Source organism: Methylosinus sp. PW1, assembly GCF_000745215.1.
Taxonomy (GTDB): domain Bacteria; phylum Pseudomonadota; class Alphaproteobacteria; order Rhizobiales; family Beijerinckiaceae; genus Methylosinus.
On record NZ_JQNK01000006.1, the window covers coordinates 55,460 to 67,984 of the forward strand.

Below are 12,525 nucleotides of genomic sequence, written 5' to 3' on the forward strand. Positions count from 1 at the left end.
AACGCTGTGCATCGACCCTGAATCTCGACGCCGATCGGCGTCCCAAACCGTTGAACCTCTGAGCCCGCGGGTGTCGCGCGACCCTTAATTGGGCTCTGCTCCACTCTCGGTGCAAAGCGACGCACGCCGCGCCATAGCGATCTGATACTTTGGGATAACTGCGTCTAATGCAGTAGCGCGGCTTACCGTTCCGACCGTCGCGACCGAGAATGTCTGAATAGCGCGCAATTGCAGTATGTTCTCGTCAACCTTGCCCTTCTGCTGCACCGAGAGTGAAGCAGAGCCTTGACTGGACGAGTCCGACAGGCGCGCGGGCCCCCTCCCAATCGATCCCGCAAACTGCGGTAGACCGACAGATTCCGTCGTCCCAGGCTACTTCAAGGGTGGGCGCATTGCGCCAATGTTTCGGTCCGGTGAGCGAGGCGCCCCCTGCGAGCGGTGACGTTTTTTCTCGGAGTCGCTTTATTTCCTATCGCACAGGTAGGAATATGGTGTATATCGACTCGGGCGCAATCGTAGCACGACGTGTGGTGACAAATTCGGTTCGCATACAAAGCGCGCGCGTCTCATTGAACGCCATGCCATGTCACATTTTGCTCGGTTACGGCGCAAGAAGAGAATTCCTGTGAGCCCGCTCATCACGATCAGTATCGGGGGTGAAAGAAATGCGGAAATCGTTGAAGAGAGTTTATTTGACGTTCCTGCTGAGCGCTTCCTGGGCCGCGGTTACCCTCGCGGCCGAGACCAATTCCATCGAGGCTCCTGCCCGAACCGGTAGCTCCACGCGACCGCATTGGTCCTATCTTCCCGTCCATCCGCCGGCGTCCCCCTCTGTCGCAAACAAGAAATGGGTGCGTTCGCCGATCGACGCTTTCATTCTCGCGAAGATAGAAGCAGCGAAGCTCTCTCCTTCGCAGGACGCCGATCGCGCGTCTTTCATTCGCCGCGCGACGCTGGACGTCTGGGGTCTCATTCCCGAGCCGGAGGAGGTCGCGGCCTTTGTGAACGACGCGTCGCTGGACGCCTATGAGAAGGTCATCGACCGGCTGCTCGCCTCGCCGCGCTATGGCGAGCGGCAGGCCCGCCGCTGGCTCGATCTCGCTCGTTACGCGGATAGCGCGGGCTTTCAAGGCGATGTGACGCGTCCGAATTTCTTCCGCTATCGCGATTACGTCGTCCAGTCCTTCAATGAGGACAAGCCCTATTCGCGCTTCATTCAGGAGCAGATCGCGGCGGACGAGATCGCGCCCGGCGATCAGAAGGCGCTCGTCGCGACAGGCTTCCTCGCGAGCTATACCGACAATCCGGGTGCGCGCGACCTCATCGGCCGCAAATATCAGATCACGACCGACATCGCCGACACGATCGGAACGGCGATCCTCGGCACGACAGTCGGCTGCGCGCGCTGCCACAACCACAAGTCCGACAAGATCACGCAGAAAGATTATTTCTCGCTGCAGGCCTTTTTCGCCAACACGGCCTTCGACGAGAAGATCCCCGCCGCCCAGGGCGAGCAGGAGATCGCCTATCAGAAGACGCTCGCCAAATACGAGAAAGCGGCCAAAGATATTCTCGACAGGCAGAAGCAGATCATCGACTCTGTCCGGGAAAAGGCCTCGACCTACTACAAAGAGCGCTATAATCCCGACGCGCGCGCTTCGATCTTCAAGCCCAAGAGCGAGTGGAACGCGCTCGACCGCTGGGTCAATTATCGAGCTGATGTCGTCACCGACCAGACGGCTTTGGCCGGCTATTTGCGCGAGACAGCGGAAGACAAGCAAATTCCCGAACACAGCGCGGAGGCTGTGGCGAGATGGGAAGAATATAAGAAGCTGACCGAGGACTTGAAGAAATTCGAGAAGCTCAAGCCGACGCGCGGATCGGACACATTCACCGCGGCCACGGAACTCGGACATTCCGACGCTCCGCCGACCTATGTCTACTTCGGCGGCAATCACGAACGTCCGCTCGATGAAGTGCAGCCGGCCTTCCCCGAGGCCTTCGCCAATGGCGAGACGCCTCTCATCACGCCGACCGCCACATCCTCCGGCCGGCGCGCGGCGCTCGCCAATTGGCTCGCCAGCCCGACCAATCCCTTGACGGCGCGTGTCTTCGTGAACCGCGTGTGGAACGAATATTTCGGCAAGGGAATCGTCGGCACGGTCAGCGATTTCGGCAAGGCGGGCGACAAGCCGAGCAATCCCGAGCTGCTCGATTATCTCGCCAGCAGCTTCGTCGACGGCGGCTGGAGCATCAAGAAGCTGCATCGCGAGATTCTGCTGTCGAGCGCCTATCGGCAATCGTCGGCGCATCGCGAAGAGGTCGCGGCGGCCGATCCGGAGAACAAGCTGCTTGCCGTCTTCCCGCGCAAGCGTCTCGACGCCGAACAGATTCGCGATTCCTTCCTGCAGGCTTCCGGCCGTCTCGAAGGCGCGATCGGCGGTCCCGCCGTGTTCCCGCCTCTGCCGGCCAATCTCAATGTCGGTCCGGCCTGGGAGGCGTCCAATGATCCGCACGAGATCAATCGGCGCAGCCTCTATATTTTCGCGCGGCGGAGCGTTCCCTATCCGCTGCTCGAGACCTTCGACCTCAACAATCCGCAACAGGCGCACAGCAAGCGCGACGTCACCACGACGCCGCTGCAAGCGCTGACGCTCGTCAATAGTGATCTCGTCTTCCAATGGTCGCAGGCTCTCGCCGGCCGCGTCATTCGCGAGGCCGGCGCCGACGAGGGCGCGCGCTTGGAACGGCTCTATCAGATCCTGTTCTCACGCAGCCCCGACGCATACGAGAAAACGCTGCTCCAGGCCTTTCTCGACGAGCATGAGAAGCTCATCGGATCCAAGCCTTCCGACGGCAAGTTCTCGATCGCCGTGCCGACCGGAAAAGACGTGAGCATCACCAATCCGATCCGCGCCTCCGCCTTCGTCGACCTCGTGCATACGGTCGCGAATTCCAATGAGTTCATCTACCGCTTCTGACAATCGCATCGATCATCTGGAAGAAAGGAACGTCATCATGAGCAAGACGCGTCGAGAATGGCTGTTCAACGCCGGATATGGCCTCGGCGGTGTGGCGCTGAACGGCTTCATGCCGGGCGGCGGCGTATTCTCGGTTCCGCTCGCCCAGGCGGCGGCCACCTTCGTCGATCCGCTGACGAAGAAGGATCCGCATTTCGCGCCCAAGGTGAAATCGGTCATCTGGCTGCATATGGACGGCGCGCCGAGCACGCTCGATCTCTATGATTATAAGCCCGAGCTGGTGCGCCTCGCCGGCCAGGAGGTTCCCGAGTCCTTCCTGAAAGGGCTCCAGGTCACCACCTCCGGCGGCGCCGGCAAGCTGTTCGCCTCCAAGCGCACATGGAAGCAATATGGCCAGAGCGGCGCGTGGTTCTCGGACCTGCTGCCCAATCTCGCGCAGCACGCCGACAAGATCACCTTCGTCAAGTCGAGCGTCACGGTCGGCGCGACGCATGACATATCGATCCTGAAGCTCAACACCGGCGACGTCACGCCCGGTCGGCCGTCGCTCGGCGCCTGGGTTACTTATGCGCTCGGCTCCGCCAATCCGGACCTGCCGCCCTATGTCGTGCTCTATAGCGGCAAACGCGAGCCGCGCGGCGGCTCGGTGAACTGGAGTTCCGGCTTCCTGCCGGCGGTCTATCAGGGCACGGCCTTCCGTCCCGGCGCGTCGCCGATCCTCAATCTCGACAAGCCGGAGCTGATCGCCGCGGCTCAGCAGCGCGACAATCTCGATCTGTTGCAGAAGCTCAATGAGCACAAGTCCGGCGAGCAGCCGTCCGACACCGAGCTGCAGGCCCGCACGCGCTCCTATGAGCTCGCCTATCGCATGGAGACCTCGGCGCCGGAAGCGGTCGATCTCTCCAAGGAGACGGCGACCACCAAGGCGCTCTATGGTCTCGACAATGACGCCACCAAGGACTACGGCACCGCGCTGCTGCGCGCGCGCCGTCTGGTCGAGCGCGGCGTGCGTTTCATTCAGGTCGTCTCCGGCCCCGTCGACGGCATCAGCGACGACAATAAGAACTGGGACGCGCATCGCAAGCTCGAGGAGAATCACAGCGCCAACACGCGGGCGATCGACAAGCCGATCGCCGGCCTGCTGGCCGATCTCGCGTCGCGCGGGCTGCTGGACGAGACGCTGATCGTGTGGACCTCGGAATTCGGCCGCACTTCCTATGGCCAAAGCGGCGACGGGCGCGACCATAACCCCTGGGGCTACACGCAATGGCTCGCCGGCGGCGGCCTGAAGCACGGCCTCACCTATGGCGCGACGGATGAGATCGGCCTGAAGACGGTCGAGAACCCCGTCGACACCTATGATCTGCATGCGACCGTGCTCCAGCTGCTCGGCCTGGATCATCTGAAGACGGTCTATTTGCGCGCCGGCCGCGCCGAACGGCCGACGGTCGTCTACGGCAAGGTCGTCGGAGACATACTGGCCTGACGAACGCTTCTGAAATTGCGAAAGTGAGGCTCTCTATCCTCCCGGGTCGAGAGCCTCACCAAGAATATTCGCTACGGCCCGACTTACGACAAATGCGGCAAGGACTACAGTGTTCGGAATGGGGAAACCACTGACCCGGAACTCGAGCAAACCTCCGAACCGGAGTGGACCCTATTCTTCTAACAGCATACCGGCCCGTGGCGCACTTCGGGCCACGAGGATGCGCGCCGATCTCGATGGGAGCTTGTGCGCGGCTACGTGAGATGGTTGCGATATTTCGATTCGAATCCCCTGTCCTGGAGACCATAGCCGCCTGCAACTATGATCGCCTGGTCCTGATAGACGATCGATACATTGGGACGGTCGGCCTGACACGCTGGCCCGCGACCTTCGGCGGCTCCTTCCGCGTGACGCTCTTGTGATGCGGTCGGAGCGCCGGCGCGTCTCGCCCCGACGCTCGGCGAGGGAGAGATCGTCGTGATGGACAATTTGCGCACGCACAGGCGCCGGTGCTCGCGCATATGATCGAGGGCGACGTCCCCACCGAGGCGCTGCTGGCGCAAGTGGCGGTCACCGAGTTCAGCGAGCACATGGCGCTCTACTGCCAATCGCCGATCTTCGCGCGCCACGGGATCATGCTCGACCGCGCCGTTCTGGTCGATTGCATGGGAACGACGGTTGTGGTGCAAGTTTCGAGAACGGTCATGAATTGGGTTCGGGCGTTCTTTGGTTCAGGCGGCAAACACCGAGGTCCAGATCTCCGGCGGAGTCTTGCCTGCCGCTCGGAGTTTGCTCAGTGCGAATTGACCTTTCCGGATCCGATGCATGAGCTCGATCCCGGCGATCGTGACCGCCGCGCGCCGAAATCGCTTGAACCCGAGCATAGCGTCCAATCGAAGCCATGGACGGCTCCGGCGCTCCAAGAGCCAGGTCAGCCGGCTCTGCGAGGAGATCGACGAGAAGGTCGACGCCTTCCTCGAACGCCCACAGGAGGGCAAGTGGCCTATGTCTGGCTCGACACCGCCGATGTCAAAGTCCGGAAGAACGGCCGCATCGTTTCGGCGGCGATCAGTCGATTGTGCCGTTTTTGCCACGGTGATGAAAAATGTCACACTTTGACGCTGCATTCGCTTGTTTTCAGTAGGGTTCGGCACCTAAACTTTCCTAGGTATTTTCAACAGGCCGGGCCGTTCCGAAACATGCGTGGACCATTTTCTGTCCTGATATGCGCATTGGGGGCCGCCGTCCTACTTTTGGCGGGATCGCCGGTTCTCGGCTTCAAGGCGACCGCGGGTCTGTCGGCTCACTCCGCCCACTGCGTTCATGTTCGCGAGCAGTCATCATCCGATGTCCCATTTCCCGCGCAGGATGACCGAGAGGGCTCCGCATGTCCTCTGTGCTCGATCGAGTGTGGCCAAAGTCTGTTTGTCGACAGCGCGCCGATCGAATTCGCACTTGCGCGGGCCGCGCCAGGGAGAGTTTCTCTCGTCTGGCGAATAAACCGGCTCGCCAGACCGTCTGATAGGGACGCGCGCCGGGCACGGGCCTCCCCTTTCCTGTCCTGACCGGCGCCCGCCCTCGGGCCGCCGCGCCTTCGAAGAACCGGTTTTCGGCCTCAGGCCGAGTGACCGTGACGTCAGACGCCGTTTGACGACGGCAAGCAGGAAATCCGGCCATGCATCCTTGCGACCTCTTGCGGAGCGCCAGCGCTCTCGCATTGACTATCTTTTCCACCGCCGCCTTCGCCCAGGCGGCCTTGCCGCCGATTGATATCGGCGCCGAGACGCCCCGGCGTCTCCAACCGGTTCGCGGCGAGCCGGCATCGGAGCCATTGCGCCAGCCGGCTACGCCCGACGCCGCGTCGAGCGTCAGAACTTTCTCCGGCCAACAGGTCAACGCCATTCCTTTCGCGCAGCCGGCCGAAGCGCTCGAGATCGTGCCTGGCCTCATCGTCGCCCAGCACTCCGGCTCCGGCAAAGCGAACCAATATTTCCTTCGCGGCTTCGCGCTCGATCACGGCAATGACCTAGCGCTCACTCTCGACGGCATGCCGCTCAACATGCCGTCGTTCGTGCATGGCCAAGGCTATGCCGACGCCAATTTCATCATCCCCGAGTTGTTCAGTTCCGTCGACGTTCGCAAAGGCCCCTACTTCGCAGACGAAGGCGCCTTCGCCTCGGCCGGCGCCGTGCACACGCAATATGTCGACAGGTTGCGCGAGGGCTTGCTGTCGGCGAGCGGCGGCAGTTTCGCCTGGGGACGCCTGCTCGGCGCGAAGTCCTATGCTCTCGGTGACGGCGAATTGCTAGCGGCGCTCGAACTCGGCATGTACAACGGCCCTTGGCAAAATGCCGACCGGGCGCGCCGGGTCAACGGAGTCGCGCGCTGGAGCCAGGGCACGCAAGAGAACGGCCTGTCAGTCACGGCAATGGCCTTTTCTCATCACTGGATGGCCACCGATCAGGTCGCCCAACACCCGGTCGATCAAGGGCTGTTTTCGCGCTGGGGCAGTAACGACCCATCCGACGGCGGCAATGCCGCGCGCTACAGCCTTTCTGCGCGCTGGAGCCAGACCGACCAAGACAGCGCTTCGAGAATCGAGGGCTATGTCATCCGCAACATGGCCAATTTGGCGGACGACACCACTTACTTTTTGAAAGACCCCATCTTCGGCGATCAGGTTCGTCAGTTCGATAGGCGCTCGGTCTTTGGCTTGAACGCCACGCACGCCATCAAATGGAGCGTGGCCGAGACGCCGGTCGAAACCCGGTTCGGCCTGCAGGGCCGCTACGACGACATCCGTAACGGCTTCTCGGACACATTCCACCGCACGCCGTTAAACGTCGTCCGCGACGACTACATCAAGGAAGGCAGCATCGGCCTTTGGACCGACACGACTGTGCGGTGGACGCCATGGCTGCGTACGACGGTCGGCGGACGGTTCGATTTTTGGAGCGCGGACGTGCGTTCGATCCAGAATCCGCTCTACGCGCCCAAGCTCTTCGACGAAGACACGGGCGACCTCGTCGGATCTGCGTGGAGCGGCCCGTTCAATTCTGGCGCCAAGAGCATGACCATGGGCAGTCCCAAGGCCGGCTTGGTGCTGGGGCCGTTCCACGATACGGAATTCTTCTTGAATTTCGGCGAGGGGCTGCAATCGAGCGACGCGCGCGGCACTGTGCAGACCGTCAATCTGGAGACGGCCACGCCGTTCGGCGAAACCGGGCGAATCTTGTCCGTGCCGCTCCTCGTAAAGACGCGCGGAGCAGAGGCGGGCGTTCGCACCAAGGCTCTGCTCGACGGCCTCGACACCTCGCTCTCGGTGTTCTGGCAGGACTTCGACGCCGAGAACCTTTTCGAAGGGGACGAAGGAACCACCAAATTCGGGCGCCCGAGCCGCCGCTGGGGTTTCGAATGGACAGGCCATTATGCGCCCACCTCCTGGCTTCGTCTCGACGGCGAAGTGTCCGCGACGCATGCGCGGTTCCGCGGCTCGGATCTGGTGAATCAGGCCCGCTACCTCGCCATCATCACGGGCGGCGCCGACGCCGATGCGATCTTCCCGCTGAATTTGCCCGGCAACTCGCCCGGCAATTACTTGACCAATGCGCCGACCGTCGTTGCGACCGGCGGCGTAGAGTTCGGCGAGAAGACAGGTTGGTTCGGCGCGCTACGCTATCGTTACTTCGGGTCGCGGCCTCTGACGGAGGACGGACGGATCAGGTCGCTCGCCGCCGGCACGCTGAACGCGCGCTTCGGCTTCCGCTTCGACAATGGCTGGAAAATCCAGGCCGACGCTTTCAACATCACCAACAACAGGGGCGACAACATCGCCTATGGCTACGGCTCGTTCACCCGGTCCGATTTCCTGATCCTCGCACATCCAGGAGAGTCAATCGGCATCATGGATCGCCACTTCAAGACGGTTGATCCGCGCGCCGTGCGCGTGACAGTCAGCGGGCCGTTCCCCGATTTCGGGAACGGCCATTCGCTACGCTGAACAATTGGTCGGACGGGGCATCACGCCGTCCGACCTACAATGCTGCCATCCATCGGCCTGGGATTGACAGTCGACGAGGGTTCGCTCCCAGACCCTATGGGGGCGAGCGACGGCCGAGACGGGGTAGGCTTCAGTGCGCGAAACACGCACTTCCTGATCCAGGTCCGCAAGAGCTTTACACTCGCAGCTCCATGCGCGACCACGATACCTTGCTCCGACAAGTGACCGCGCAGCACGTTGATCAGTTGCGTGCGCTGCCGGACCAAAACATCCCCCGTCCGGCATCGCATGGTGCGTCCCTGCTGCTCCTCGGTCTTGACCGCGACGAAGCGCATCGTCGGCCGGATCGCGACCTCGCAGATCGCCACCAATATTAAGATGTACACTGACAGCCGGCGTACAGCCGCCACCGCAAGCCAACGACACGAATAGTAAGTATGACCCCTGCTTCTCAGGAAAACCAGCGCAAAAAAGCTGCGCTGATGAGGGCGGCCGCGCTGAAAGTCGCAAGGCTTGCGAGTGCGATCCTGTCTGAAATTCCGCGCCAATTCAGGAGTGCAGCGGCGATCAAAAATATAGACAGCAATGCGCAGAGGACTTTGGTGTAAAGCGCAGCGAGCGCGAGACCGCTGATCTGCGGCAACTCCTCGACGATGTAGTAACTGACGAGACCAAAGCTGACACCGCTGACAAGCTGAATGATCCAAGCTGCAAGCGCGAGCTGGTAGGTTCTGCGCAGCATCGATCCGGTCGCGCCGTAATGTTTCGCCGCGACCGGCAGTCCAAGCGTTGCCGCCGCGCCAAAATTATGCACGACCTGCGCAGCGGCATACAGCGTGTTGTCGAGTTGCAGCATGGCTTGCTACTGAGCGGTGATCGAGACGCAGGCCTGCGCGCCGATCGGGGTATGGTTCTTATTGACGGGAGCCACACAAATCTTGTGCTCACCAGCCTTGAGCGGCCCATAGGCAAAGCCGCCTTTCAGTTTATGGCCTGTCGCGGCCTCGTCGCCGTCGATGAAGAGATGAACGTGGTGGGCGCCCTTGACTCCAGCCTTTACCTCATATTCGGCCTTATAGCTCTTTCCGACTTCAAGCTTTTGGCCGTCGCTCGGCGCGTTGAGCGAAATGAGACTCTCCTCCGCCATCGCTGACCCAGCAAAGACGGTCGGAACGAGGAGGCCGAGAAGAAGCGCTGTCGAGACACATTGCGCCATGGCGCGATCCCTTTATGGTTCGAATTCCGCACGCGCCGCTCGGCGCGTAGACGCAAATTGAGAGCAAAGCCACGAATTCCATTCTCAGCACTTGCGCCGCGCAGCCGCGCTATCAGCGCCTCTTCCCGGAGCGCCTATTTCAGAAGCCTATCACTGCGGTACGGAATTCGGCAAGCTGCCACGGGAGACGAAAATGCCCGCGCCGTGGGGCATACGAGACCGGGAGTCGCCGTAACGACGACACCGCCGACGGCGCGCTGGCCGTTCGAGTTCGCTTGAGAGGAGTTCGCGAAGACGAGAATGACGCTCGCTACGGGACGAAAGGCGCCGTTTCTCTTGCTGACAGTGCGAGCAATGTCGGTCATCGGTTCCTCCTGAAGTTCCTGTCCCCGAAGCGGGACAAGAAGGAGACCGTCCATGCGCCGATTTTATTCCCGCTTGTGGGCCGCTCGACTCGAATCCTCATTCACCTTCGTTGAGGTCACGGCTTTCATCGTCATGTGGCAACTTGATCGAGAGGTCGCAGAGCTGTCGTCGTGGCGCTGATTCCAATTGAAACCAGCGCAAGCCGGCGCCGCAACTGCATCAAAAGTGAGTCAGAACCAATTTTCGATGCCGAGTGACACGCGGACGCTGCATCAGCTGCGGAACCTCCTCGCGCCCTCAGCCTCCAATGCGCGATTGAGCTAAACGATGCAACCTGCGAGCAACGCGCTTCAGCCGAGCGTCGGAGCCGAGCAAGGCCCTGATTTTCATTCGGCGCGGCGCGTCGTCGAGCCGATTCACGCATATAGTTCGTCAATTTGTCTCGGCGCTGCCCCTGGTCACGGTTGTGCTCGAAGTGCGCGAGGGCCCGACCAGCAGCGAGAGAGGGATTGTCGCGATCATCAGATATGTGAGCTGCTTGAAGTCGTTCGCATAGGCGATAATCGCCGCCTGTTCCGTGACGAGTTGATCCGTCATGGCTCGCCCCTTGGCGGTCGTCAAATCGAGTAGCGAAACCACGTCGAGAGCTTGCAGGGCGTCGTTGAACGGCGTGACAAACTCCGCGAGGCGTGCGTGGTTCGCCGTGGTCATACTGGTCAGCTGCGCGATCACTGCGGAGATCCCGATCGAACTGCCGACATTTCGGACGAGCGTCAGTATAGCCGCACCTTCCGTACGAAGATGTTGGGGCAGCGTCGCGAATGCCGCGGTGCTGAGGGGCACGAACACGAGCCCGAGGCCAAAGCCCTGCTCGATACTCGTTGTCACGATAGCTTTCGAAGCAGTCTGGTCGGTGAACCCGGACATCACGTTCAGCGTAAAGGCGGTGAGCGCGAGACCGCACAGGACGAGATGACGAGCTTCGACGAACGTCAGCAATCGCCCGACCAGAGCCATGGCGGTCAGTGTGCCGATCCCCCGCGTGGCGAGCAATACGCCAATCGTCTTGATCGGATAGCCGGAAACGTTCTGCAAAAAGGGCGTCACGAGCGCCATTGTGCCGAACAGAACCACTCCGATGATCGCCATGAGCATGCAGCCGGCGAGGAAATCGCGGTTGCGGAATAGATCCAGGCGAACGAATGGAGTCGCCGTTGTCAGCGAATGTGCGACGAAGAAATAGAAGCCGGTCGCCGCCGCGATCGCCTCAGCGACGATCTCGGACGACTGAAACCAGTCGAGCTGCTCGCCGCGATCGAGCATCAGTTGGAGCGCGCCGATACCGACCGCGAGCGCGAGAAAGCCGAAGCGGTCGAAGCGACGATCGTGTTGGAGCGTTGTTTCCTGCATGAAGGTCAAAAGACCGACGACCGTTAGCAAGCCGATCGGGAGGTTGATGAAAAAGACCCAACGCCAATTGTAGTTGTCAGTCAGCCACGCGCCGAGCGTGGGACCCATGATCGGGCCGAGCATCACACCGACGCCCCAAATCGCCATAGCCGATCCGCGCTGCTGCGGCGGGTAGGTATCTAGCAGGACTGCTTGCGAAAGCGGGACGAGCGCCGCGCCGAACGCCCCTTGGAGCAGTCGAAAGACGACCATCTGCTCGATATTCTGAGCAAATCCGCAAAGGGCGGAGGCCGCTGTGAATCCGGCCGCGCAGACGATGAAGAGGCGCTTGCGTCCGAACCGGTCGGAGATCCAACCGATCGGAGCCGTCATGATTGCGGCAGTCACAATATAGGAGGTCAACACCCAGTTGATCTGATCGAGCGACGCCGAGAGGCTGCCCTGCATATAGGGAAGCGCCACGTTCGCGATCGTCGTATCGAGCGCCTGCATGATGGTCGCGCCCTCCGTGCCAACGATGTTGAGACAAACACCCCGCGGGAGTTTACCCTTGAGGGCCGAGGTCGAAACATCCCATGGTTATGCGCCCTATCATTGATGGAAAGACTCTTGCGGCGTCTGGCGTCGAAGCTGAGGAAGGCCGGAGGCCGACGATTGTTTCGACGCCAGACGCCGCGTCGCCGGAACTCGTCCTTCGCCCGCGTCGGCGCACGTTTACGGCCAAAGACAAATTGCGCATCCTCGATGAAGCGGATCGCGCGGCTGGGGTTCCAGGAGGCATCGGGGCGATCATACGCCGCGAGGGGCTCTATTCATCGGCCCTGACGGACTGGCGTCGCCAACGCGCCGCCGGGGCCTTTGAAGCGCTGAGCCCTGTCAAGCGCGGCCCCAAGGTCGTAGAGCCCAATCCGTTGGCGGCCGAACATGCGCAATTGCAGCGCGAGAACCGCCTCCTGACAAAACGCTTGGAACGCGCCGAGGCGATCATCGAAATCCAAAAAACGTATGGCCCGCCCCGTCTGCAAGCAGTTTTATCGAGAGCGCCTTCTGATGGGTCTGCGTCAAC

6 protein-coding genes and 5 pseudogenes are annotated in these 12,525 nt (G+C 61.6%); 6 read left to right on the forward strand and 5 right to left on the reverse strand.

Annotated elements, in window-relative coordinates:
* Nucleotides 1–665 precede the first annotated feature (665 nt).
* The 3 genes and pseudogenes from K369_RS04445 to K369_RS27515 form a co-directional block, all read left to right on the forward strand.
* Nucleotides 666–2,981 (forward strand): DUF1549 and DUF1553 domain-containing protein, encoded by a 2,316-nt coding sequence (locus K369_RS04445; protein WP_036288360.1) that lies wholly within the window; start codon nucleotides 666–668, stop codon nucleotides 2,979–2,981.
* Between the two features lie 37 nt (nucleotides 2,982–3,018).
* Complete coding sequence (locus K369_RS04450; RefSeq protein WP_198033023.1) at nucleotides 3,019–4,467, forward strand: DUF1501 domain-containing protein; 1,449 nt, start codon at nucleotides 3,019–3,021, stop codon at nucleotides 4,465–4,467.
* 521 nt (nucleotides 4,468–4,988) lie between these two features.
* Nucleotides 4,989–5,132: pseudogene (locus K369_RS27515) on the forward strand (transposase); the annotation flags it as partial.
* 66 nt (nucleotides 5,133–5,198) lie between these two features.
* Here K369_RS27515 and K369_RS04455 read toward each other — a convergent pair.
* Nucleotides 5,199–5,363: pseudogene (locus K369_RS04455) on the reverse strand (IS6 family transposase); the annotation flags it as partial.
* 22 nt (nucleotides 5,364–5,385) lie between these two features.
* Here K369_RS04455 and K369_RS26080 point away from each other — a divergent pair.
* A pseudogene (locus tag K369_RS26080) lies at nucleotides 5,386–5,537 on the forward strand (transposase); the annotation flags it as partial.
* 605 nt (nucleotides 5,538–6,142) lie between these two features.
* A complete protein-coding gene (locus tag K369_RS04460; RefSeq protein WP_051949015.1) occupies nucleotides 6,143–8,467 on the forward strand; it encodes a TonB-dependent receptor in 2,325 nt (774 codons plus the stop codon).
* Between the two features lie 173 nt (nucleotides 8,468–8,640).
* Here K369_RS04460 and K369_RS27520 read toward each other — a convergent pair.
* The 4 genes and pseudogenes from K369_RS27520 to K369_RS04480 form a co-directional block, all read right to left on the reverse strand.
* A pseudogene (locus K369_RS27520) lies at nucleotides 8,641–8,832 on the reverse strand (IS110 family transposase); the annotation flags it as partial.
* An 86-nt stretch (nucleotides 8,833–8,918) separates the two neighbouring features.
* On the reverse strand, nucleotides 8,919–9,323 hold the full coding sequence (locus K369_RS04470; RefSeq protein ID WP_036288366.1) for a hypothetical protein: 405 nt from the start codon (nucleotides 9,321–9,323) through the stop codon (nucleotides 8,919–8,921).
* 6 nt (nucleotides 9,324–9,329) lie between these two features.
* Nucleotides 9,330–9,683, reverse strand: coding sequence for a hypothetical protein (locus K369_RS04475; protein ID WP_051949019.1), 354 nt, complete (start codon nucleotides 9,681–9,683; stop codon nucleotides 9,330–9,332).
* 798 nt (nucleotides 9,684–10,481) lie between these two features.
* Nucleotides 10,482–11,951 carry a DHA2 family efflux MFS transporter permease subunit gene (locus K369_RS04480; RefSeq protein WP_051949021.1) on the reverse strand — a complete coding sequence of 490 codons (1,470 nt, stop codon included), beginning with the start codon at nucleotides 11,949–11,951 and terminating at the stop codon, nucleotides 10,482–10,484.
* Nucleotides 11,952–12,040: 89 nt separating this feature from the next.
* Between K369_RS04480 and K369_RS27525 the strand changes: the two are divergent.
* Nucleotides 12,041–12,472 (forward strand): annotated as a pseudogene (locus K369_RS27525) (hypothetical protein); the annotation flags it as partial.
* Nucleotides 12,473–12,525 lie beyond the last annotated feature (53 nt).

Coding starts and splice junctions, on each gene's coding strand:
- K369_RS04470 (WP_036288366.1), bottom strand. CDS start 9,323: ATGCTGCAACTCGACAACACGCTGTATGCCGCTGCGCAGGTCGTGCAT.
- K369_RS04450 (WP_198033023.1), top strand. CDS start 3,019: ATGAGCAAGACGCGTCGAGAATGGCTGTTCAACGCCGGATATGGCCTC.
- K369_RS04445 (WP_036288360.1), top strand. CDS start 666: ATGCGGAAATCGTTGAAGAGAGTTTATTTGACGTTCCTGCTGAGCGCT.
- K369_RS04460 (WP_051949015.1), top strand. CDS start 6,143: ATGCATCCTTGCGACCTCTTGCGGAGCGCCAGCGCTCTCGCATTGACT.
- K369_RS04480 (WP_051949021.1), bottom strand. CDS start 11,951: ATGCAGGCGCTCGATACGACGATCGCGAACGTGGCGCTTCCCTATATG.
- K369_RS04475 (WP_051949019.1), bottom strand. CDS start 9,683: ATGGCGCAATGTGTCTCGACAGCGCTTCTTCTCGGCCTCCTCGTTCCG.